Annotated in this window: 19 protein-coding genes; all 19 read right to left on the bottom strand. The window is 43.2% G+C overall.

All coding sequences use genetic code 11. The features are described 5' to 3' along the window. Positions 1–2 precede the first annotated feature (2 nt). Entirely contained in the window at positions 3–2,579 is a 2,577-nt protein-coding gene (mutS, locus tag MKX71_RS09130; protein WP_003231832.1) for a DNA mismatch repair protein MutS, read from the bottom strand. A 132-nt stretch (positions 2,580–2,711) separates the two neighbouring features. Then, positions 2,712–3,257, bottom strand: coding sequence for an outer spore coat protein CotE (gene cotE / locus MKX71_RS09125; RefSeq protein ID WP_003231833.1), 546 nt, complete (start codon positions 3,255–3,257; stop codon positions 2,712–2,714). Between the two features lie 261 nt (positions 3,258–3,518). Next, positions 3,519–3,950: a regulatory iron-sulfur-containing complex subunit RicA gene (ricA, locus tag MKX71_RS09120; protein ID WP_003231834.1), complete on the bottom strand. Its 432-nt coding sequence runs from the start codon at positions 3,948–3,950 to the stop codon at positions 3,519–3,521. Between the two features lies 1 nt (position 3,951). After that, positions 3,952–5,481: a tRNA (N6-isopentenyl adenosine(37)-C2)-methylthiotransferase MiaB gene (gene miaB, locus MKX71_RS09115; RefSeq protein ID WP_014664026.1), complete on the bottom strand. Its 1,530-nt coding sequence runs from the start codon at positions 5,479–5,481 to the stop codon at positions 3,952–3,954. A 147-nt stretch (positions 5,482–5,628) separates the two neighbouring features. After that, the gene (locus MKX71_RS09110; protein WP_339231968.1) at positions 5,629–6,807 is read right to left on the bottom strand and encodes a glycine C-acetyltransferase; all 1,179 of its coding nucleotides are present in this window, start codon (positions 6,805–6,807) and stop codon (positions 5,629–5,631) included. Between the two features lie 12 nt (positions 6,808–6,819). Next, positions 6,820–7,863, bottom strand: coding sequence for an L-threonine 3-dehydrogenase (gene tdh / locus MKX71_RS09105; RefSeq protein ID WP_181217077.1), 1,044 nt, complete (start codon positions 7,861–7,863; stop codon positions 6,820–6,822). Positions 7,864–8,128: 265 nt separating this feature from the next. Further along, positions 8,129–8,389 carry a stage V sporulation protein SpoVS gene (spoVS, locus tag MKX71_RS09100; protein WP_003154135.1) on the bottom strand — a complete coding sequence of 87 codons (261 nt, stop codon included), beginning with the start codon at positions 8,387–8,389 and terminating at the stop codon, positions 8,129–8,131. 199 nt (positions 8,390–8,588) lie between these two features. Further along, positions 8,589–9,383 (bottom strand): 2',3'-cyclic-nucleotide 2'-phosphodiesterase, encoded by a 795-nt coding sequence (gene ymdB / locus MKX71_RS09095; protein WP_003245138.1) that lies wholly within the window; start codon positions 9,381–9,383, stop codon positions 8,589–8,591. A 68-nt stretch (positions 9,384–9,451) separates the two neighbouring features. Next, positions 9,452–11,014, bottom strand: a complete 1,563-nt coding sequence (gene rny, locus MKX71_RS09090) for a ribonuclease Y (RefSeq protein WP_003221010.1) — start codon at positions 11,012–11,014, stop codon at positions 9,452–9,454. A 275-nt stretch (positions 11,015–11,289) separates the two neighbouring features. Continuing rightward, positions 11,290–12,465, bottom strand: coding sequence for a serine hydrolase domain-containing protein (locus MKX71_RS09085; RefSeq protein WP_003245877.1), 1,176 nt, complete (start codon positions 12,463–12,465; stop codon positions 11,290–11,292). 167 nt (positions 12,466–12,632) lie between these two features. Continuing rightward, positions 12,633–13,679 carry a recombinase RecA gene (gene recA, locus MKX71_RS09080; protein ID WP_003245789.1) on the bottom strand — a complete coding sequence of 349 codons (1,047 nt, stop codon included), beginning with the start codon at positions 13,677–13,679 and terminating at the stop codon, positions 12,633–12,635. 172 nt (positions 13,680–13,851) lie between these two features. Continuing rightward, a complete protein-coding gene (locus MKX71_RS09075; protein WP_003231847.1) occupies positions 13,852–15,102 on the bottom strand; it encodes a competence/damage-inducible protein A in 1,251 nt (416 codons plus the stop codon). Positions 15,103–15,119: 17 nt separating this feature from the next. Continuing rightward, positions 15,120–15,701, bottom strand: coding sequence for a CDP-diacylglycerol--glycerol-3-phosphate 3-phosphatidyltransferase (gene pgsA, locus MKX71_RS09070; RefSeq protein WP_003244753.1), 582 nt, complete (start codon positions 15,699–15,701; stop codon positions 15,120–15,122). 49 nt (positions 15,702–15,750) lie between these two features. Next, positions 15,751–16,617, bottom strand: coding sequence for a cell shape determination protein RodZ (gene rodZ, locus MKX71_RS09065; protein ID WP_010886511.1), 867 nt, complete (start codon positions 16,615–16,617; stop codon positions 15,751–15,753). A gap of 66 nt (positions 16,618–16,683) precedes the next feature. Beyond that, positions 16,684–17,475, bottom strand: coding sequence for a YmfK family protein (locus MKX71_RS09060; protein ID WP_003220998.1), 792 nt, complete (start codon positions 17,473–17,475; stop codon positions 16,684–16,686). A 129-nt stretch (positions 17,476–17,604) separates the two neighbouring features. Beyond that, the gene (locus MKX71_RS09055) at positions 17,605–17,862 is read right to left on the bottom strand and encodes a DUF3243 domain-containing protein (RefSeq protein WP_003245199.1); all 258 of its coding nucleotides are present in this window, start codon (positions 17,860–17,862) and stop codon (positions 17,605–17,607) included. Positions 17,863–17,942: 80 nt separating this feature from the next. Then, entirely contained in the window at positions 17,943–18,671 is a 729-nt protein-coding gene (gene efpI / locus MKX71_RS09050) for an EF-P-5 aminopentanone reductase (protein WP_003244676.1), read from the bottom strand. A gap of 54 nt (positions 18,672–18,725) precedes the next feature. Next, complete coding sequence (locus tag MKX71_RS09045; protein ID WP_003244823.1) at positions 18,726–20,012, bottom strand: pitrilysin family protein; 1,287 nt, start codon at positions 20,010–20,012, stop codon at positions 18,726–18,728. Beyond that, on the bottom strand, positions 20,009–21,289 hold the full coding sequence (locus MKX71_RS09040; RefSeq protein ID WP_014479812.1) for a pitrilysin family protein: 1,281 nt from the start codon (positions 21,287–21,289) through the stop codon (positions 20,009–20,011). The genes MKX71_RS09045 and MKX71_RS09040 overlap by 4 nt, the downstream gene beginning before the upstream one ends. Between the last annotated feature and the right edge of the window lie 47 nt (positions 21,290–21,336).

Raw genomic sequence — 21,336 nt, 5'->3', positions numbered from 1 at the left:
TTTTAATGTAATTTCTTTTGCAGCTTGTACATTTCATTCATCGCTTCAAGCGGTGTCATATCCAGTATATTAAGTGATTTGAAGGCATCGATCACTTGCTTTTCTTTTTTTGAAAGCTTTGGTGTTTCAGCCGGCTTTTCCGCTTCGTCAAAAAAGGACAGCTGTGCCGGCTCTTCTTTCACCTGAGGTTTCTGCACCGGCACTTCCGGTTTGTTTCCTGAATGCTCAAGCTCTTTTAAAATATCTTGGGCGCGGGCAATCAGATCTCCCGGCAGTTCGGCAAGCTGAGCTACATGGATACCATAGCTTTTATCAGCGGCACCTTCTTTGATTTGATGAAGAAAGACAACCGTTCCGTTATATTCTTCAGCGCGAACATGAACGTTTTTCAGCTGGGGCAGCTTGTCCTCAAGAACGGTCAGCTCGTGATAGTGTGTGCTGAACAGCGTCTTGGCGCCGATATGATCGTGAACATATTCAATAATCGCCTGTGCCAGCGCCATGCCGTCATAAGTGGACGTTCCCCGCCCGATTTCATCAAACAGAATGAGGCTGTTTTTCGTCGCGTTGACAATCGCATTTTTCGCTTCAAGCATTTCTACCATAAATGTACTTTGTCCGGAAATCAAATCATCTGCAGCGCCGATTCGCGTAAAAATTTGATCGAAAATCGGAAGCACCGCTTTTTTCGCGGGTACAAAGCAGCCGATTTGCGCCATAATGGAAATGAGCGCGATTTGTCTCATATACGTGCTTTTCCCTGACATGTTTGGACCTGTAATGAGAAGCATTTGTCTGTTATCGCCCATCATACAGTTGTTCGGGACATATTCCTGGCTGTCCATGACTTTTTCAACAACCGGGTGTCTGCCTTCAATCACTTCGACTTCATCTTTAGAGAACTCCGGTTTCGTGTAGTGACGATTTTCACTGATTGTCGCAAAGCATTGCAGTGCGTCCAGCTCGCTCATCTGTTTTGCAAGCTGCTGTAGCCGCGGAATATACTGCTTCACCTTCTCGCGCAGCTCGGTAAACAGCTCGTACTCCAGTTCACAGATGTTATTTTCCGCCTCTAAAATGAGCGCTTCTTTTTCTTTTAATTCAGGTGTAATGTAGCGCTCTGCATTGGTTAACGTCTGCTTCCGCTCATAACGCCCTTCCTCAAGCAAGTGCAAATTTGCTTTTGTCACTTCAATGTAATAACCGAAAACTTTATTAAAGCCAACCTTTAAAGAACGAATGCCTGTGTATTCCCGCTCCTGCTGTTCCAGGCGGGCAATCCAGTCTTTTCCGTTTCTGCTTGCATCACGATATTCATCAAGCTTTTGATTATAACCATCTTTAATCAGATTCCCTTCTTTTACCGATAAAGGAGGGTTTTCGTACAGCGCTTCTTCCAGCAGTTCAAGTACATCCCCGCAAGGGTCAATGCGCTCTGCACGTTCCTTGGCCTTGTCATGAGCCAGTGAAGCAACCAGCTGTTTGATGCCAGGAACTTGCTTTAACGATTCCTTCAGCTGAATCAAATCCCGGGCATTGACATTTCCGAATGCAACGCGTCCGGCAAGGCGTTCTAAGTCATATACTTCTTTTAAACGTTCACGCAGATCTTCCCGTTCAAAGAAATGGGACATCAATGTTTCCACCATTTCTTGGCGCTCTTCGATTTGATTGACTCTGATAAGCGGCCGGTCAATCCACTGTTTAAGCAGCCGGCCTCCCATTGCCGTTTTTGTTTCATCCAGCAGCCACAAAAGGGAGCCTTTTTTATTTTTCGAACGGATCGTTTCGGTCAGCTCCAGATTACGCTTTGAGTACAAGTCAATTTTCATCGCTTCCTCAAGCTCATACACCTGCACGGGCTGAAGATGATCAAGGCTGCGCTTTTGGGTTCTTTTCAGATACGTATATAAGCGCAGAAATGTTTTTGTTATATCTTCATTATTTAAGTGCTCAATGATCGTTACGTGTTCGTCTGTTTCTCCGTCTTCAATTGAAATCGTTGCACCGCACCGCTCTCTCAGCTGTGCCACTGTATCGGCATCCAAGCTTCCTGAAACCACGATTTCCCTTGCGCCGACTGAATAAATTTCTGATATGACGTCTTCAAGCCGTTCAATCAAAACAGCCAAATTTTCTCCCGTTGTTAAATCAGACAGCGCAAGTCCGTATCCGTTCGAGCAGGCTGAAACAGATGCGATAAAGTTATTTTCCGATTCATGGATGCCTTTGCCGTCCATTACAGTTCCGGGCGTAATCAGCTGAACCACTTCTCTTTTCACAACGCCCTTTGCGGCTTTCGGATCTTCCGTCTGTTCACAGATCGCCACTTTGTATCCTTTTTTAATAAGCTGTTCGATATACGCGGAAGCAGAATGATACGGCACACCGCACATCGGTATTTTTTCAGCCGCACCGCCATCTCTGCTCGTTAACGTAATTTCCAGCTCTTGTGACGCTTTTTTGGCGTCCTCAAAAAACATTTCATAAAAATCACCCAGGCGAAAAAATAAAAAGGCATCCTGGTGCTCTGCCTTTATTTTTAAATATTGCTGTATCATAGGCGTATAACCGGCCATTGTTTAATCCCTCACTATGTATCAACGTTTCTATTTTCCAACCTTCATTATAACATAAACAAAAAGTGATAAAAGAATGATATATCAATATAAAAAAGAGACTTGGGGGTACTGTCTCCCCTAGTCCCTTTTTTATTCTTCAGGATCTCCCACTAAAAACTCCGGGTTGATGTCTTCAAGCTCTTCATCAAGCTCATCTTCCCAATCTTCCTCGTCATCCTCTTCCCAGTCAGGATTGACCTCAACAACTACCTTTGTTTCCCCTACCACTTCCGCCAAAAATTCTCTTTCTGCCTGCACAACGATTTTATTTCCATTCGGCGAAATGGTCACTTCAAGGCAGTTTGGCTGCTGAAGCACTTTGGCAATCACTTCATGCTCATCATCTAAGTAATTATTGTCTCTGTATCTGAGTTTAATGACATCTACATATTTTACCCGTTCTGTGACAACCTCTGTCTTTGTGTTGTCCGCGTAAGAGTACCATACGTTTATATCATAATACCCTTCAATTTCTACCGTTTTTCCAATTTTTTCAGCGTCATACTTGTGGTTAATAATCCAACCACCCAAAATGCTGCTCGGTTTTTTCTCAGGCGAGATGGTGTTGGTGCATTGGGTGAATTTTCGGCCTTTCGCTACTACTGCCTTCGTAATAATTTCCCTGTATTCAGACATTCCGGCATGCCTCCTTGTTCTTCTTCGTGTTATCTTATGCTGGGCATTTGTCTAGTGTGCATTTTTATAAATAAAATATAAAAATACAAAGTTTCTGTTCCATTGTATGCAGGGGTGCCTAGAAACTTTACTTATAAGTGCGATAAAGTTTATACGCGGCTGAGCACAGAAAAACCAATTGAACATTTGGTACATAGATTATTTAGTTCATTTTTAACCGCACAAATGATAAAAAAACACGGGCCTGTAAAGGCACCGTGTTTAGAGAGAACAGCTGTTATTTGAATGCTTCACCTTTGAACCGGTTTCCCCTTTCAGCAGGTCGCCTCCGGTTGATGTGATGATTTCATTTGTGACTTGGTTGGAAATGGTGTGTGCAACGAGCTGCAATAGGTCATTTACTTCCATCTGCGAGTCTCTGAATTCCTGGATAACAGGAATCTCTTCAAGCTCTTCTTGCAGCGCGTCAATTTTTGCTTCTACTTGTTTGAGCGCTTCATGCTTTTCATAATGCTTCAGATTGACAGCCTGCTTTTGCAGGGCTTTAATCTGATTAACGATTGTGGACACTTTGTCATTCTCATTGATTTGCGCTTCAGCCCGTTTGAAAAAATCAACCTCTTCTGTTTCAGAAATCATTTTTGCAAGGTTTCGAGCCTGCTGCACAATGTCTTTTTTTGAGTAGAGCGTCATCTCATTTCACCTCGATTGCTTCTCCTACCATTTCTCCGTCAAGCGACCATGTTTTCGCTTGCTGGATTTTCACGCGGACGATTTTGCCGATGGCTTCCTTCGGCCCTTTGAAATTGACAAGCTTGCTTTTTTCAGTATAGCCCGCAAGAATATCAGGGTTATTTTTGCTTTCACCCTCAACTAATACTTCGACAACCTTGCCTTCGTATTCCTTCATTTTTTTAGCAGAAATTTCATTCACCAGTGCGTTTAGACGCTGCAGGCGTTCTTTTTTCACACGCATCGGTACATTATCTTTCATCTTAGCAGCCGGAGTGCCTTCACGCGGAGAGTAAATGAACGTATAGGCGCTGTCAAACTCCACTTCACGGTATAGAGAAAGCGTTTCTTCAAACTGTTCGTCCGTTTCATTTGGAAATCCGACGATAATGTCCGTTGTCAAAGAAGCGTTTGGCATTGCTTCTTTAATTTTTCGCACCAGCTCCATGTAACGCTCTCTGTCATATTTGCGGGCCATCAGCTTGAGAACTTCTGAGCTTCCTGATTGAACCGGAAGATGAATGTGATCAAGCAGATTTCCGCCTTTTGCCAGCACTTCAATGAGGCGGTCGTCAAAGTCGCGCGGATGACTCGTTGTAAAACGGATTCTCGGGATATCGATTTTTCTCAGTTCATCCATCAAATCACCAAGTCCGTACGTCATATCTTCAAAGTCTTTTCCATACGCGTTTACGTTTTGGCCTAACAGAGTAATTTCCTTATAGCCTTCACTTGCGAGCCTTCTCACTTCCTGAATGATATCCTCAGGGCGGCGGCTTCTTTCTTTTCCGCGTGTGTAAGGCACAATGCAATACGTACAGAATTTGTCACAGCCGTACATGATATTGACCCAGCCCTTAATTTTTCCATTTCGGACTTTCGGAAGGTTTTCAATAACGTCCCCTTCCTTAGACCAAACTTCTACAACCATTTCTTTTGAAAGGTATGCTTCTGACAAAAGCTCCGGCAGGCGATGAATGTTATGCGTTCCGAAAATCATATCGACAAACGGATGTTTTTTCAAAATACGGTTCACGACTGATTCCTCTTGGGACATACAGCCGCACACACCTAAAATCAGATCGGGATTGTTTTTTTTCAGTGCTTTTAAGTGCCCGAGCTCACCAAACACCTTGTTCTCAGCATTTTCACGGATTGCGCATGTATTTAACAAAATGACATTGGCATCGTCAACAGAGTTTGTCGCTTCATAACCTAGCGCCATAAAGATCCCTGCCATAACCTCTGTATCGTGTTCATTCATTTGGCAGCCGTACGTACGGATATAGAACTTTCTTCCGTCTCCCAATCCTTTAAATTGTTCAGAAATTTTAAAGTCATTATGATAAGTAACGGCTTCCTTGCCTCGTTTTTTCGCGTCTTTTAAAGAAGGCGGAATGTAAACAGCTTCAAAGTACTTGCTGTAATCCTTCTCGGATTTTTTGTCCGATGGATTAACTTGTCCGCTCTCTAATTTTTGTTTTTCATTCATGTCATATTTTCTCCTTTCAAACCAAACTTCCACCCTTCAGTATAAAGGTTATTGAAGCTCTGCACAACTGGCAACCTATCATTGTACACTCATTGAGAATAATAATCAATAAGGAATCAAAAGAGGAAGAGTAAACTCTTCCTCTTGTTACAATAGCTGGAGCTCCTTTGCCGTCTTTTCGATGACATCAAGCGCCTGATCCAGTTCATCCTTGGTGTGCTCTGCTGTTATAATCGTGCGAATTCTGGCTTTTCCCTTTGCTACAGTCGGGAAAACGATACTTTGGGCAAAAACACCGTGAGAAAGGAGCTGATCTGAAAATTGCTTTGCCACACCTTCATCACCTATTAAAATAGGAAGAATCGGCGTTTGACTCTCTGTGAGAGTCAAACCCATTTTCACAAGCATTGCTTTAAAATAGGCAGTATTCTCCCTCAAGCGCTCCATATGCTCCGGCTCTTCAAGCAAGACATCAATCGCTTCCATACAAGCTGCAGTGACAGCCGGCGGATGAGATGTGCTGAATAAAAATGGACGGCCTTTATGGCGCAAATAATCGATCAGCACCTTTGAACCTGCAGCGTAGCCGCCGAGCACTCCGATTGCCTTGCTTAATGTTCCGACCTGAATATGCACTCTGCCGTCAAGACCGAAGTGATTTACCGTTCCCCTGCCTTTTTCGCCAAGTACTCCGGATGCATGGGCGTCATCCACCATCACAAATGCGTCATATTTCTCAGCGAGCTCTACAATATCAGGCAGAGGAGCTATGTTGCCATCCATGGAAAATACACCGTCTGTCACAATCAGACGCATCCGATAATTCATTGACTTTCTCAGCACCCGCTCTAAATCACTCATATTGACGTGCTGATACACCTTTTTATCCGCCTTTGTCAGTCGAATTCCGTCAATAATAGAGGCATGGTTCAATTCATCTGAGATGACAATGTCCTCTTTTGATAGAATACTTGAAAGTACGCCTTGGTTTGTTGTGAAGCCTGATTGGAATACAAGTGCCGCCTCCGTTTTTTTAAAGGCTGCCAGCTTTTTCTCAAGCTCTTGATGCATTGTAAATGTACCCGCAATCGTTCTCACTGATCCGGTGCCGGCTCCATACTGCTGAACGGCCTCCTGTGCGGCGTTGATGAGTCTAGGATGTGAAGTGAATCCGAGGTAATTATTAGAAGATAGCTGAATGACTTTTTGGTGATTCACTGTGACAGATGGGCCCTGCATAGATTCAAGCTGTTTTATGTCTTGCCATGTATGGTTTTCTTTCATACTATTAAGCTCTGCTTTTAAAAACTCAAATTCCTTCGTCATGTTTATCCCCCTTTATGGAATTAAAATTACTTTTCCGCACTGCCCGCTTCTCATCAGTTCGAAACCTTTTTCAAACTCCTCTAATGGAAACTGATGGGTAATAACAGGTGCAAGATCGATCACGTTTGAACTGATCAACTGAGACACCTGGCGCCATGTTGAAAACATTTTTCTTCCTGTGATTCCTTGGATGGTAAGCCCTTTAAATACCACTTTATTCGTCAAATCAATTGTCACCGGATGTTCCGGCAAGCTGAGAATATGAAATCTTCCGCCATTCGCAGCCATCGCAAGACCTTGGGCAATCGCTGAGGGATGGCCCGACATCTCACAAACAAGATCTGCTCCTTCTCCACTCGTTAAAGCGCTTACAATTTTGAGCGGGTCTTCTTTTTCAATAGAAACAGTACAAGTCGCTCCCATTTGTTTTGCAAGCCTCAGCCTGTATTCATTCTTATCAATCGCTATCACCTGAGAAGCTCCTGCTGCTTTTGCAACCGCAACAGCCATAAGACCAATCGGTCCGCATCCAATGACTGCAGTCGTTCCTCCTGCAGGCTGGCTCTCGAGTACGGTATGAACTGCATTTCCTAAAGGCTCTTGAATGGAAGCAATCGACGGGTCCATATCAGCGGGATTTCTCCAAATGTTATCAGCTGGAACTTTTACATACTCCGCAAAACAGCCTGCCGTGTCCACTCCGATTATAGCAGTATTGGTACACACATGAGATTTTCCTGTTAGGCAAGGGACACATTCACCACAGACAATGTGTGTTTCCGCAGACACATACTCTCCCACTTTTACACTGCTGACATTCTCTCCCACGCCCTCTACGATGCCGCTGAACTCATGGCCGAAAACATAGGGTGTTTTGATTCTCTGACGTGCCCATTGATCCCAATTATAAATGTGGACATCCGTGCCGCATATGGAAGCGGCTTTCACTTTTATGAGGACTTCATGTTTATCAATCTCAGGAATGGGAACTTCAGTCAGCACAGCACCGAACGCCCCGTCCTTTTTCATTAGAGCTTTCATCTTTCCACTCTGCATGTACAATCCTCCTTGAAAAATTCTTGTTATATTCGGATTGTACCATGATATGGAATAAGCGTAAACAGAACTGTCTTTTCCAGAAGGACAAAAGTATCTGTCTTGAAAAATGGGCGGAAATTTTTTTTGAAACGTTTTAGCTCATTTCTGATTTTGTATATTCGCTCATTTATGTGCTAAAAATACTATCGGGAGAAAATATCACAATAAATGAAAAACAACCTGTTTGCATTACGCAAACAGGTTGAGAATGCTTTATTTGTTTTTAGCGAGGCTCCACGATTAATTTAATCGCTGTTCTTTCTTCCCCATCGATTTGAATATCTGTAAAAGCCGGAATACAAATCAAATCAACGCCGCTTGGCGCCACAAATCCCCTGGCAATCGCCACAGCTTTTACAGCCTGGTTTAATGCACCCGCTCCGATCGCTTGAATCTCGGCGGCTCCTCGCTCTCTCAACACGCCTGCAAGCGCACCTGCCACTGAATTTGGACTCGATTTTGCTGAAACTTTTAAGATTTCCATTTCTGCTCCCCCTTAGTTTTACAATGGATAAGTGAGTGTTCATTAGAACAATCATTATTAGATGTTGCTATCCAAAAAGCCATCCCCACAATGCTTTTCAAAAATAGCGGGCTACCTTCCATTTTTACTATATTCACTAAGGAGTTGCTATATTCCTGCTTTTCTTTTTAATATTTTTATAAAATAACCATATGTTCAACTATTCAAAGAACATGTGATCATCGTTGATTAAAATACGCTCAATTTTCACGGCTTTTTTCGTTTGATCGTCAATGTCAATGACAACTCCGCTGAGCGTTGTTTTTCCTTCAGCGACAGTAAACCGGACTGGAAGGTTCGTTTTGAATCGCTTAATAATCGTCTCTCTGTCCATCCCCAGTATACCGTCATACGGGCCAGTCATTCCCACATCAGTAATATATGCCGTTCCCTTCGGCAAAATGCGGTTATCCGCTGTTTGCACGTGTGTATGAGTTCCTACTACAGCCGATGCCCGTCCATCCGTGTACCAGCCAAGTGCGAGCTTTTCACTTGTCGCTTCGGCATGAAAGTCAATAAAAATGTACGGTGTTCTTTTCGCAGCTTCTGCGATCAATTCATCCGCTTTTAAAAACGGGTCATCAAGCGGCGGCAAAAACGTACGTCCCTGCAAATTAATGACTGCTAGTTCTTTGCCGTTTGCTTTCACATATGTGATCCCTTTCCCCGGTGTTCCTTCAGGAAAGTTTGCCGGGCGAACCAAGTTCGGAACGTCATCTATAAAATCAAATATTTCTTTTTTGTCCCATGTGTGGTTCCCCATTGTGATTGCATCTGCGCCGGACTGGATTAAGCTGTGATAAATTTTTTCCGTCAGGCCTTTTCCATGTGCGGCGTTTTCACCATTAATAATGGTAAAGTGAGGCTTATATTTTGTTTTTAGCTTTGGTACATATTCTTTGACCATGTCACGGCCCGGTGAACCGACAACATCTCCGATAAATAAAATTCTCATTTTGTAAATCCTTTCTTCTTGAAAATTCCTTGCCGTCAAAAAAATAAAGTGATGCTTAGCGCATCACTTTATTTTGCATACTCTACGGCTCGAGTCTCTCTGATTACTGTCACCTTAATATGACCTGGATAATCGAGCTCGTCCTCAATTCGCTTGCGGATATCTCGCGCCAGTCGATGAGCCTCAAGATCATTAATTGAATCCGGCTTCACCATAATTCGCACTTCGCGTCCAGCCTGAATGGCAAATGATTTTTCAACACCTTCGTAGGACTCAGAAATTTCTTCGAGTTTTTCAAGTCTTCGAATATAATTCTCGAGCGTCTCACTTCTTGCGCCAGGTCTTGCAGCGGAAAGCGCATCTGCTGCAGCTACCAGTACAGCAATAATGGAAGTCGGCTCCTCGTCCCCGTGGTGTGATGCAATACTGTTAATCACGACTGGGTGCTCTTTATATTTGGTCGCAAGCTCTACCCCGATCTCAACGTGGCTTCCTTCTACTTCATGGTCAATTGCTTTCCCGATGTCGTGAAGAAGACCCGCACGTTTAGCAAGCTTTGCGTCTTCACCAAGCTCCGATGCCATTAGACCGGCCAAGAATGCGACTTCCATGGAATGCTTAAGCACATTTTGACCGTAGCTTGTACGGAACTTTAAGCGGCCGAGGATCTTGATGAGATCTGGGTGGAGGCCATGAACGCCAACCTCAAATGTCGTTTGCTCACCCATCTCACGAATATAGTCATCGACCTCGCGGCGAGATTTTTCAACCATTTCTTCAATCCGTGCCGGATGAATACGGCCATCCTGAACGAGTTTATCAAGAGCAATTCTGGCTGTCTCACGTCTGATCGGATCAAATCCGGAAAGAATGACAGCTTCAGGCGTATCATCAATAATCAGGTCAATTCCTGTCAGCGTTTCAAGCGTACGAATGTTACGCCCTTCCCGTCCGATGATACGTCCTTTCATCTCATCATTTGGAAGATTGACAACTGATACCGTTGTTTCGGCAACGTGGTCCGCTGCGCAGCGCTGTAAGGCGAGTGAAAGAATGTTTTTCGCTTTCTTATCCGCCTCTTCTTTCGCACGGTTTTCAGTTTCTTTTGTCATGATGGCGATGTCATGTGAAAGCTCGTTTTCAACCCGCTCAAGAATGATTTGTTTCGCTTCGTCACGAGTTAGACTCGAAATTCGTTCCAACTCAGACTGCTGCATACGAATCATCTCATCCACTTTGCTTTCCATCTCTTCAATATGTTGTTGTCGTTCATTCAGAGAATGATCTTTCTTCTCCAACATCGCTTCCCGTTTATCAATTCCCTCATGTTTGCGATCAAGGTTTTCCTCCTTTTGGAGTAAACGGTTTTCTTGTTTTTGAAGCTCATTTCGTCTTTCACGAACTTCCTGTTCAGCATCTATTCGAAGTTTGTGGATTTCATCCTTTGCTTCAAGCAGAGCTTCTTTTTTCAGTGCTTCAGCATCACGCTTCGCATCTTCAAGAATTTGCTCGGCTGCACCGCGTGCGCCCGCAATTTTCGCTTCGGCAATGGTTTTACGAACAAAGTAGCCAACAACTAAACCGAGTAGAATCAGCAAAATGGAGATGAGAACCATCATAATTGGGGTCATACTTTCACCTCCTCTTGCTATGAACTTGGTTGTTGCTTAAAAAGTGTCGGCATGTACATTGTCTAGTTTTCTCAACATACAGAACCTTCACAGGGAATGAGTGTGTTCATCGCCCTTGTCAAGTTTAAATGGTTTAACAATCATGTTAAAAAAACAAATGTTACAACTTCATTGTAAATGTGTCGGAAATACTTGTCAAGCTTGCCATCTTAACGTTTGCAGGCCAGTCTTCTTTTCACGTGCCGAATGCAATTCATCCAAAAGAAGATCGCCAATCATTCTTGATTTAGAAGCTGGTATATTTTATTGTTCACTTGGCCCAATTTAGCATTATTTTGAATGTTTGAGAACAAAATAACAATGGTTTGCCCAGATTTGCTAAAGCTGTTCAAGATATTGAAGCCCGGCATAACACCATGGTTTGAATAGCTTCCTGGAGCAACATAAAATCCCATGCCGTATGTGGAGCTGCTCCCTGGCGTAAACATCTTTTCATAGCTTTTTTGCGAATACAGTTTTCCGTCTATCAGCGCTTGGTCAAATTTGTACATATCTATAGCGCTCATATAAATATCACCCGCTCCATACAGCTGGGATAAATCAGGTATATACGGTGTAACTGTTTTGCTGCCCTCCATCTTATACCCGACGGCAGGATAAGGTTCTTTTTCATATGTTTTGTAAAAGCCTGCATGCGTCATTCCCGCAGGTTTAAAAATATGATTCTTTATGTACTGTTCATAGGGCTCACCGCTTACTTCAGCAATAATATAAGCAAGAACAGAATAGTTGGAATCCTTGTAGTCCCATACGCCCGGCTGACGTTTGATTCCCTGAAGTTCTATATCTTTTATTAAATCGTCCGGAGTAATGGCGCCGTTTCCTTCAATATGTCCGTTTATCCCCGATGTATGTGTAAGCAGATTCTTCAAAGTAATCGTTTGTCCGTTGGGAAAATGAGGTAAATACGTGCTTACCGGATCACTTGTCTGAAGTTTCCCCTTTTCCTCAAGCTGCAAAATAGCAGTTGCAATCAGCGCTTTTTGTGATGAACCGACATAAAAAGATGTCAATGGATTATTTTGAATGTAGTGTTTACGGTCAGCATAGCCAAAACCTTTATTTGTTACGATTTCTCCATTTCTGACAATCATGGCTGTTCCGCTGAAACCGATCTCTTTTAAATAATTGCTGATTTTTTGGTTTCGATCCACTGTTTTGATTTGTTCCTCTGATTTTTTGGCAGTTTTCTTTTTGACCTCTTTTTTCTGATCGGTATTTGAAACCGCTGCAGTTTCTTGAGATGGTTCGTTTTCTTCACTATTTCGATGAAGAGCATTCCAAATCGTAATGCAAACCATCACTGCTAAAAGACCAAACAACAGTTTTCCTCTTTTATTTAGTTTTCTCCGTCTGCGTTTCGCAGTTCTTCTGCGGGTTGGGCTTGTCATTCATTTTTTCCTCCCAAAATAAATTCCATTTTGCACACGTTTTGTTAGACGAATAAAGCCCTAAAAAAGTTGTCAAAAAAAGCAATATTTTTATCATTTTTTTGCAAAATACAAAAAAGCTGAGTTTTTCACTCAGCCTTTTGTATCATTTGAAACTTATTTTATTTTTATTCTTCAAATTCGAGTTCTTCTTGTGTCTCTTCAGCTTGCTGCTGCACTACTCCGTTATTATCCAAGCCGTAATGTTCGCGAATTTGCTCCTGGATCATCAGCATGATATCTTTATTTTCTTTCAGGAATTGTTTTGCATTTTCACGGCCTTGGCCAAGACGCTCTTCTTCATAAGAGTACCATGAACCGCTTTTTTGCACGATATCAAGTTCAGTTCCTAGATCAATGATTTCGCCTTCTTTTGAAATGCCTTCTCCGTACATAATGTCAACCTCGGCTGTACGGAACGGCGGAGCCACCTTGTTTTTCACGACTTTGATTTTCGTTTTGTTCCCCATTACGTCGTTGCCTTGTTTCAGCTGTTCAGCACGGCGCACTTCAAGACGCACGGAAGAATAGAATTTCAACGCACGGCCGCCAGGTGTTGTTTCCGGGTTCCCGAACATAACACCGACTTTTTCACGAATTTGGTTAATGAAAATCGCGATTGTCTTCGATTTGTTAATGGCCCCTGAAAGCTTACGAAGCGCTTGAGACATTAAGCGTGCTTGTAAACCGACATGCGAATCTCCCATGTCGCCTTCAATTTCCGCTTTCGGAACGAGAGCGGCTACAGAGTCGACAACGACAATGTCAACTGCCCCGCTTCGAACCAATGCTTCCGCAATTTCAAGCGCCTGCTCGCCTGTGTCAGGCTGAGACAGTAAAAGCTCTTCGATGTTAACACCGAGCTTTTGCGCGTATACCGGATCTAACGCATGCTCCGCATCGATAAACGCGGCTTGTCCGCCCTGCTGCTGAACTTCAGCAATCGCATGAAGCGCCACAGTTGTTTTACCTGAGCTTTCAGGACCGTATACTTCAATAATCCGTCCGCGAGGATATCCGCCAATTCCCAGTGCTGTATCAAGAGCGAGGGAGCCGCTTGGTACAGTAGAAATTCTTGTATCTGTCTTTTCTCCCAGTTTCATAATGGAACCTTTGCCGAACTGTTTTTCTATTTGTTTAAGAGCCATATCTAAGGCTGCCTGACGATCACTCATTCTATTTTTTCCTCCTTTATGTTACCACTACATATACTATACCCTGTTTGAAGGGATTTGCCAAGAAAAAAGCGAACGCATATTCGGATTTTTTCTTGGCGTGATTCCTATCAAAATATCATAATGTATCAGAGAAATCATGTTTTCTTAGGAGGATAATGTGCTGAAAATATTATTTTTGCTCTAAAAGCTTTAAGATTAAATGGCAGCCGTATTTAGCGCCGCGTTTTCTGATCCCCGTTCTGGAGCCCGCAAAGTGAAACTCGTGAACCTCTTCTTTACCATTTGCGGAAATGCCGATAAACACATGCCCAGGCTCATGCCCTTCTTGAGCATCAGGTCCTGCTACACCAGTAAAGCTAATGCCGATATCGCTGCCAGTGAGTTTTTGAACACCCTTAGCCAGTTCGGATGCGCACTCCTTGCTGACCGCCCCAAAACGATCTAATGTTTCCTTCTTGACACCAAGCACATTCTGCTTCACGTCGTTTGTATAGCAAACAACGCCCCCGGCAAATAATTTTGAGGCACCGCTATGATCCGTCAGCCATTCAGAAAACAGCCCTCCGGTAAAGCTTTCTGCCGCAGAAATTGTTATGCCTTTTTCCTTACACGCTATAGATAGCTCTTTTACAAGAGAAGTATCATCGTAACCATAGAAAAATTCACCGACACGCTCTAAGATAACGGCCTCTGTTTCTTTTAACAGACGCTCTGTTTCCTTTTCATCGGCGTGTTTGGCTGTCAGACGCAGCGTCACCTCTCCATCAGCCGCCAAAGGCGCAATTGTCGGATTGGTTTGTGCATCAATAATATCTTCCAAATCGGCTTCAAGCTGAGATTCACCGATACCGAAAAAGCGAAGAACAGTTGACACAATTTTTTCATTTGAACCCATCTTTTTCAGCAGAAGAGGCTTTGCCTCGTTTTCAAACATTGGACGCAATTCGCTCGGCGGTCCAGGAAGAAGCATATAATAGCGCGATTCATGCTCTGTGAGCATTCCCGGGGCCATTCCAAAGTGATTCGCCAGCACGTCAGAGCCTTCGATCACAAGCGCCTGTTTTCGGTTATTAGGTGACATCGTGCGTTTTGTTCGTTTGAAATAGTCCTCAATGGATTGGAATGCCTCATCATTTAACACAAGCGGACGTCCCAGCGTATTTGCAATCGTTTCTTTCGTCAGATCATCTTTTGTGGGTCCAAGCCCTCCTGAAAAAATAATGAAGTCAGAGCGTTCTTCAGCAATGCGGATGACCTGCTTCAGCCGCTCCGGGTTATCTCCGACCGCTGTATGATAAAATACGTTGACCCCGATTTCAGCGAGCTGTTTGCTGATAAATTGAGCATTTGTATTGGCGATTTGACCAAGCAGCAACTCTGAACCGACTGCAATTATTTCTGCTTTTTTTGGAAATTCCATGACGAAGTCCTTCTTTCTTAGTTAGATGTTTTTAACGCTTCCCAATTTTTAGAGAAATATTCCCAGCCTGAGACGACAGTAAAGAAGACGGCTACCCACAGCGCCAAGTCTGCAAACGGGAATGACACAAGTTCAAATGGAAGATTATGAAGAAGCAATGCAGATACCGCAATAATCTGTGCCCAGGTTTTGATTTTACCAAGCATGTTAGCAGCTACGACTTCTCCTGTTCCGGCTAAGACAAGCCTTAAACCTGTCACGGCAAACTCCCTGCTGATAATCACAATGACCATCCAAGCTGGAGCGAGATCAAATTGAACAAGGATAATTAACGCTGCGGATACGAGCAGTTTGTCCGCAAGCGGATCAAGAAATTTCCCGAAGTTTGTTACGAGATTTAATTTTCGGGCATAATACCCGTCCACCCAGTCTGTTGTAGATGCAATAATAAATAGAATGGCCCCCGCCAAATGTGCGACCGGGATGGATTCGTCTCCAACTTCGAGCCTGCCCCAGTCAAACGGCGCCAGCATGATAATCATGAAGATTGGGATTAATGCGATTCTAGCTAGTGTGATTTTATTTGGTAAGTTAAACATAAAGCCCCTCCAATTTCATACTCGGACGTGAAGAAAAGTCATCTGGTAATTAAGATGACTTTTCTTCCTTTTTATTTACAATCTTTATGGTTTGTGCCATCACTTTTTTCGGATCAAGTTCATATGAAAGAACCTTACCGTTGATTTTTATTTTCAGATTAGGTGCATATCCGGTGCGGATATCAACTTGTTTCTGATCAGTTATGTCTTTTTTATAGGTTTCGTCTTTTTTCAGCGTTCCTTCTTTTAAAGAGCTGCTGTTTTCATCGCGCACTCTAATCCAGGAGCTGTCTGATGCCTTCAGTTCCAGCTCGATTTTATCAGCGCCGGACACTTCATAAGTCGTTAACGATCCTTCAGTGCCAGCAGCTTTAATCTCCAGCTTCTCACTGTCATTTTCTTTTTTCTTATCTTCGTTTTCTTTCGTTTCTTTTTTAGTGTCTGTCTCTTTTTCAGAGCTGTTATTTTGATTCTCTTTCAGCGTTGAATCTTTAGGGATTTCGTACTTGCTCTCACTTTGCGTAATTGCTTTTTCTGATGCCGCATTGTGATCATCACTGTTTTTGTGATTGGCAAATTGAATGATCGCGTACACAATGGCAATCACGACAATCACGCCGAGAATAACAAGTATTGTTGGCAGCAGCTCCAGCGCCTTAGATGCTGGCTTTGGCATTTCCTTTTGAAGATTCATGCCGGAGATCTTTTCAGACACATCATCATGATACGTATTAGGGATATCTTTTTTATGCTCCTCAAACAGCTGATCCGCATCAAGCCCAACGGCTTCTGCATATTGCTTGATGAATGCCCGAACATAAAACTTCCCCGGAATAATGTCATAGTTTCCTTCCTCCAAGGCGGTTAAATACCTTTTTTGAATCTTTGTTGCCGCTTGGAGATCATCCAATGACATTGCTTTTTCCTCTCTGGCTTCTTTGAGCCGGATTCCTAGTTCAGTCACAACAAACACCTTCCAATTTTAAAAATCAAAGCTTGAAAACCCGGATTGATCAAACATTTGGGGTTCCTCGGCATGTTCATATGTAATAACCTCATCAGGGTCATTTCTCAGTTCAATAATATAATCAAAGTCATCTAGTGTATACTCTGTATTTTGAACGAATATGTCCGGATGCTCCACCACTTTTGTTGCAGGCAGCCGCATGATTTCTCGGACCAGCTGGAGATGGCGTTCTGACCCTCTTCGTGTTGACACAATTCCGTCAACGATAAAGACATTTTCAGTGCTGTATTCATCGGCAATCAGCTGGCTTCTTATCGTCTGCTTCAGCAAGGTTGATGACACAAACAGCCACCTTTTGCTCGCACACACACTAGAGGCTACAATCGATTCCGTTTTCCCGACACGCGGCATACCTCTGATTCCGATTAATTTATGGCCTTCTTTTTTGAACAATTCGGCCATAAAATCGACTAATAAGCCAAGCTCGTCCCGTTCAAAGCGGAACGTTTTCTTGTCATCGGCATCCCGTTGAATATAACGGCCGTGGCGTACGGCAAGACGGTCGCGAAGCCTCGGTTCTCTAAGCTTCGTTACTTTAATTGTTTCCATCGTTTTTAAGATTGATTCTAATCGTTTAATTTGATCTATATGGCGGCACCTGAGGAGCATTCCCCTTCTGGAAAGATCGACGCCGTTTATCGTTACGATGTTGATAGAAAGCATCCCAAGAAGAGATGAAATATCCCCGAGCAGTCCGGGGCGGTTCACTTGAATTTCATATTCAAAATACCATTCGAGCTTTGCCAAATGATATACCCCCTTCATTGTGGCAAAATTTTACCTTCCTTTATCATAAAGCATTTTTCTCTAATTAGAAAGAAGAATGTTGCTGTGATGAGGAAAACATAAAAAAGAGAGGAAAAATCCCCTCTCTTCCTAGTGAGTGCTGTTATTTTCAACAAGCTTAACCATCATATTGGCAATGGCGTGCTGTTCATCTTTTGATGCTACACTCCAAAGATCTGCCAGCACTTTTTCCTGCTCGTTCTTAGATTCCACTTCATTAGCCAAGTAGCTGCCGATTTCTGTCGCAAGATCTGTAATCGTATCCTGGCTCATACCTTTATCTTGCGCATAGTTCAGACGGTCGCCAAGGAAGTTTTTCCAGCTATCCCAGTTTTCTAATACTGACATGCTTGTTTCCTCCATTTCATGTGAAGTTACAAGATTATTGTGTCCTTCGCAAAAGAAACTATACACCGAATATTTTCGGATCAGCAGTGCCAGCCGCCATTCACCGACAGAATTTGGCCGGTGATATATGACGCTTTTTCAGACAGGAGAAAAGCTGTTGCATCCGCAATTTCTTGCGGCCGGGCCAGCCGGCCGATCGGAATCTCATCAGCGATCTCTTCTTTTTCAGCCGGGGTAAATTGATTCATCATATTTGTATCAACTGCACCCGGCGCTACGGCGTTTACTCTGATTCCGCTTGGCGCCAGCTCCTTAGCCAATCCTTTTACAAATGAATGCTGAGCTCCTTTTGCCATGCTGTACAACACTTCACAGGATGCTCCAGTCTCTCCCCAAATCGAGCTGACAGCCACAATCGCTCCCGATTTATTCCGAATCATGCCTGGCAGAAGGTTTCTCGTCAGCATATACGGACTCGCCACATGAAGCTGAACCATTTCCTGGACCGTTGCGTTATCTACATCCGTAATCAGCCCAAAATGGCTTCGTCCGCTGTTTAAAACAATCGCATCAATCGGCTGAACAATTGAACTTGTCAGCTTATCTGCTCCATCTTGCGCGGACAGGTCAGCTTGTAATATCTCCGCATTTACGCCAAACATCTGACTTAGTTTTTCAGCAAGCTCCGCTGCCGCGTTTTGATTTGTATTGTAATGCAGCAGCAGATTGTATCCTCTAGCTGCAAGGGTTTCGCTGATGCTTTTGCCAATGCCGCCGCTTGCTCCGGTGATTAGTGCTGTTTTGTTCATCCTCTTTCCTTCTTTCCGCAGAAAAACACCCCTCACACTGGAGGGATGTTTTGTTTATGATTTAGGAACAACCTTGCAGACAGTCAGTCTGTCTGCAGCGATTTCCTCTTGTATTACGTTCTGGACATCCTCGAGGGTAATCTGCTCGAGTACCGTTACAACATCAAACAGGCTCATATCCAAGAACGCATAACGGGTAAATTGATTGGCGATGTATTCAGGGGAATTCAGCGCTTTTAAGAATGTGCCGATCTTTTTCTTTCTGGCAAGTTCAATCTTTTCAGCAGTAATCAGTTCACCGGCGCGCAAAAGCATGCTTGAAATGTCTTCAGCCAATTGATCAGGCTCAGGCGTATCTCCGCCGATCGCCGCAAAACCGAACCCATATTCAGCAGTAAAATCAAAGCTGAACGTTTCGTCAATATATCCTTTTTCATAAAGTGATTCATACTGGGCAGAGCTTTTGCCAAAAAGAGCTTCAAGCAATAAGTTCATTGAAAGTTCATGCTTTAAGAGCTCTTTGCCTAATTTAAACGGATTTTTGGATTTCAGCCCAACAAGACATTTCGGTCCCTGCACGTTCATTTTGATCTCTTTTTCTTTTCGGAAAACCGCTTCTTGCTCTTTCACTTCTTCTCGTTTGATCTCCGGCTGATCAGTATACGGCTTTTTCCCCTGGTTTTCTCTTACCTGAGAAATAATCGCTTCAGGATCTACAGGGCCGACAATGAAAAGGAGCATGTTACTCGGGTGATAAAACGTTTCATAGCATTCATAAAGAAGGTCTTTTGTAATATGTGAAATGCTTTCCACTGTTCCCGCTATGTCAATTCTGACAGGATGCTCTTTGTACATGTTTTCAATGACCCCGAAGTAAAGCCTCCAATCAGGGTTATCGTCGTACATATTAATCTCCTGCCCGATAATCCCTTTTTCCTTTTCAACCGTTTTTTCAGTAAAATATGGGTCCTGTACGAAATCGATAAGCGTCTCTAAATTGCGTTCAACATTTGATGTGCTTGAGAAAAGGTAAGCCGTTCTTGTAAATGACGTAAACGCATTGGCAGAAGCCCCCTGTTTGCTGAAATCTTGAAAAACGTCTCCGTCCGCTTTCTCAAACAGCTTGTGCTCAAGAAAGTGCGCAATCCCGTCCGGCACGTGAACCATCTCGTTTTTACCTAAAGGGACAAACCGGTTATCTATCGAGCCGTACTTTGTTGTAAAGACTGCATATGTCTTGTTGAAGCCTTTTTTCGGCAAAACGTAAACATCAAGGCCGTTGGACATTTTTTCATGGTACAGCGTCTCCTGAAGCTGTTCATATTCGATTGGTTTGATCAAGATGCACCCTCCGTCCCTTTTAAGAAATAAGTCGTATCAAGCTGAATCTTTTCGCCGGCTTTAATGATATCCTCTTTTGTGACATTCTCAATATTGGCAAGAAAGTCTTCGATAGGAATCTCGACTTGAGCAGCGGCCTGCTGATATAAAAACTCAGATAAACCGTATGCTGTATCAATCGTTTCCAGCACTTGATTTCGAATAACGGCCTTTGTCTGTGCTATATCCTGCTCATTGAAATCGCCATTTTTCATTGCCTGGAATTGCTCAGCAATAATCGAAACAGCCTGTTCAAAATTTTTCACTTCAATGCCTGACATCACCATTAACAAGCCTTTAAAACTTTCTATACGCGAAGCCGCGTAGTAAGCAAGACTGGCTTTTTCCCGAACATTAATGAAAAGTTTAGAATGAGAGAATCCGCCGAACAATCCGTTAAACACTTGTAAAGCAGGATAATCCTGATCTGTATAAGTGATGCTGGTGCGGTAGCCGATATTCAGTTTTCCTTGCTTGACATCCTCTTCATCAATTACTTCTTTTGGCTGAACTTTTTCATCAGCGTGATTGTTTTCAATCGTGCCAAGAGTGCGCTCTTCTGTTTTGAAATACTTATCAATTGCCGATTGTACCTGGTTACTGTCCACGTCGCCAACAACATATAGATCAAGCTGGTCTTTTTGGATAGCGCTTTGGTATGTTTCGTATAATTGCTCTGCCGTAATGTCATCAACATCGTCGATTTCACCATTGACATGAAGCGCGTAAGGCTCATTTTTGCACATTTCCTGTATCAGCCTTAAATTCGAATAGCGCATTTTATCATCATAGACGGCTTGGATTCTTTGCTTAAGCGTCCGTTTTTCTTGAGCCACATATTGTGACTGAAAAGCGTCTCCCTCTAAAGCAGGTGAAAAGACGATTTCTGCGAGAAGCTGGAGCCCTTTCTCAAGTAGCGGCGTTTGGTCTTTTAAATATTTTTCATTCGGAATTTCAAGCCTGAACGTAATGACGTGCCGCTCTCCTTTTTTCGTAAGATCAGCCGATACTGACGTGCCGTACAGCTCATCCAAGTATGAACGCAATTCTGCGGTTTTCGGATGGCTTTTCGTTCCGCGAAGAAGCACATGCGGGAGAAGCGCTCTTTTGGTGACTTGATCCTTTGTCAGCGGCGCAAGCATCTTAAAAATAAGCGAGACGGTTTTGAATTTTTCTGTTTTTACAATATGTGCGGTTAAACCGCCGTGCTTTGATTTGAGTTCATTAACATATGACATATGGAACCTCCTTCGTTCATTTCTTAATTAGTATGTATTATGACCAA

Source organism: Bacillus sp. FSL M8-0071 (assembly GCF_037975455.1).
In the GTDB taxonomy this organism is placed as follows: domain Bacteria; phylum Bacillota; class Bacilli; order Bacillales; family Bacillaceae; genus Bacillus; species Bacillus subtilis.
The sequence above is the reverse complement of the archived record's forward strand: the minus strand, read 5'-3'. Positions and strand labels throughout refer to the sequence as shown.

Excerpts from the sequence above, each read along its gene's own strand:
- mutS (WP_003231832.1), bottom strand. The coding sequence starts at position 2,579 with ATGGCCGGTTATACGCCTATGATACAGCAATATTTAAAAATAAAGGCA.
- cotE (WP_003231833.1), bottom strand. The coding sequence starts at position 3,257 with ATGTCTGAATACAGGGAAATTATTACGAAGGCAGTAGTAGCGAAAGGC.
- ricA (WP_003231834.1), bottom strand. The coding sequence starts at position 3,950 with ATGACGCTCTACTCAAAAAAAGACATTGTGCAGCAGGCTCGAAACCTT.
- miaB (WP_014664026.1), bottom strand. The coding sequence starts at position 5,481 with ATGAATGAAAAACAAAAATTAGAGAGCGGACAAGTTAATCCATCGGAC.
- MKX71_RS09110 (WP_339231968.1), bottom strand. The coding sequence starts at position 6,807 with ATGACGAAGGAATTTGAGTTTTTAAAAGCAGAGCTTAATAGTATGAAA.
- tdh (WP_181217077.1), bottom strand. The coding sequence starts at position 7,863 with ATGCAGAGTGGAAAGATGAAAGCTCTAATGAAAAAGGACGGGGCGTTC.
- spoVS (WP_003154135.1), bottom strand. The coding sequence starts at position 8,389 with ATGGAAATCTTAAAAGTTTCAGCAAAATCGAGTCCAAATTCAGTGGCA.
- ymdB (WP_003245138.1), bottom strand. The coding sequence starts at position 9,383 with ATGAGAATTTTATTTATCGGAGATGTTGTCGGTTCACCGGGCCGTGAC.
- rny (WP_003221010.1), bottom strand. The coding sequence starts at position 11,014 with ATGACCCCAATTATGATGGTTCTCATCTCCATTTTGCTGATTCTACTC.
- MKX71_RS09085 (WP_003245877.1), bottom strand. The coding sequence starts at position 12,465 with ATGACAAGCCCAACCCGCAGAAGAACTGCGAAACGCAGACGGAGAAAA.
- recA (WP_003245789.1), bottom strand. The coding sequence starts at position 13,679 with ATGAGTGATCGTCAGGCAGCCTTAGATATGGCTCTTAAACAAATAGAA.
- MKX71_RS09075 (WP_003231847.1), bottom strand. The coding sequence starts at position 15,102 with ATGGAATTTCCAAAAAAAGCAGAAATAATTGCAGTCGGTTCAGAGTTG.
- pgsA (WP_003244753.1), bottom strand. The coding sequence starts at position 15,701 with ATGTTTAACTTACCAAATAAAATCACACTAGCTAGAATCGCATTAATC.
- rodZ (WP_010886511.1), bottom strand. The coding sequence starts at position 16,617 with ATGTCATTGGATGATCTCCAAGCGGCAACAAAGATTCAAAAAAGGTAT.
- MKX71_RS09055 (WP_003245199.1), bottom strand. The coding sequence starts at position 17,862 with ATGTCAGTATTAGAAAACTGGGATAGCTGGAAAAACTTCCTTGGCGAC.
- efpI (WP_003244676.1), bottom strand. The coding sequence starts at position 18,671 with ATGAACAAAACAGCACTAATCACCGGAGCAAGCGGCGGCATTGGCAAA.
- MKX71_RS09040 (WP_014479812.1), bottom strand. The coding sequence starts at position 21,289 with ATGTCATATGTTAATGAACTCAAATCAAAGCACGGCGGTTTAACCGCA.